This is a genomic window from Morganella sp. GD04133 (assembly GCF_029835375.1).
Lineage (GTDB): Bacteria > Pseudomonadota > Gammaproteobacteria > Enterobacterales > Enterobacteriaceae > Morganella > Morganella morganii_B.
Map to the genome: position 1 here is coordinate 1 of NZ_JAODZS010000097.1, position 1021 is coordinate 1021.

Sequence of the window (1021 nt, forward strand, 5' to 3'; positions counted from 1 at the left end):
TCCGCGTCCTGAATCCGAACTTGGCCTTTAATTCTGCGATATGCGCCAGTGCTTTTTCTTTCGGCACCGGGATATGCAATTTAGGGATTTGCACACGCGGTGCCGGAATTTCTTCACCGGATCGGATTCTGGATGCCATCACCGCCAGCTCCTGAGCACAGCGTTTTTTCAGTTCTGACTCGGTCAGGCCGGACGCACGACTCAGCGCGTGTAATTTTGTGACCATCCAGTAACAGGCGTTGTTTTGCCACGGATAATCCTCTGCCGTCCGGTACATGCTGCGGTTAGCACTGAACCTCATGATCATGTCGTAAAGCCCGTCCGCGTCCGGCAATCCAACGGCCACACAGTCAGCCTGCTTACACCACTGAACAAACTGCCCCGGTGACGGGAGAAACGGTTTCTCCTGCTGTCTGGCAATCCGCATACCGGCGTTAATCTGCTCCACCGTCCGGATTCCGTTTTCGGCAAAGGCCAGAACCCACTGACGGCGAAATTCGTTCAGGTCATCCTGTGTCTGGAAGTTTGCCATTGCGGCCGGGAATGTTGCTTTCAACTGCCGGAACAGCTCGTTGAATACCTGAATGGCTTCCTGCGGAACTTTCTGTTGCGGTTTTGGTGCAACCCCTGCAATTGACCGCAATGCGCCAGCATCACGCTGCTGAATAGCTGTGGTGAGTGATTTCATACGTTCAGCCCATCCGCCCAGTCGGTGTTATCGAAATCAAGATGCGGCCTGCTGGATGGCTTACCCTGCCCCTGCGTGTTCCGCCTTGCTTCCAGTTGAGTCCATTTCTCGCGAAGCTTTGCAGGGCTCAGGATGTTGCTCTTCCAGAAACTGTCCTGGTTCGCGAATTTGAACATCTGGCAGATATCCGAATGCGTCCTGTTGTCCTGCTCGCGCATCAGTCGGACATCGTTAGCCCATCCTGACCAGTTAGGTGTTTTGGCAGACGGGCTGATTCTGGTGATGAGCTGGAATATCCACTGAGCGGCTTTCAGGTCGTCGGCAGTTCCCCAT

At 54.4% G+C, this 1021-nt stretch carries 1 protein-coding gene and 1 pseudogene; both read right to left on the minus strand.

The window, feature by feature from the left end; genetic code table 11:
• Positions 1-688, minus strand: a 688-nt coding sequence (locus tag N7387_RS21245; RefSeq protein ID WP_279800952.1) for a replication protein P, incomplete at its 3' end; no start/stop codon positions are given.
• Positions 685-1021, minus strand: a pseudogene (locus N7387_RS21250) (Replication protein O); the annotation flags it as partial. The pseudogene N7387_RS21250 and the gene N7387_RS21245, both read right to left, overlap by 4 nt.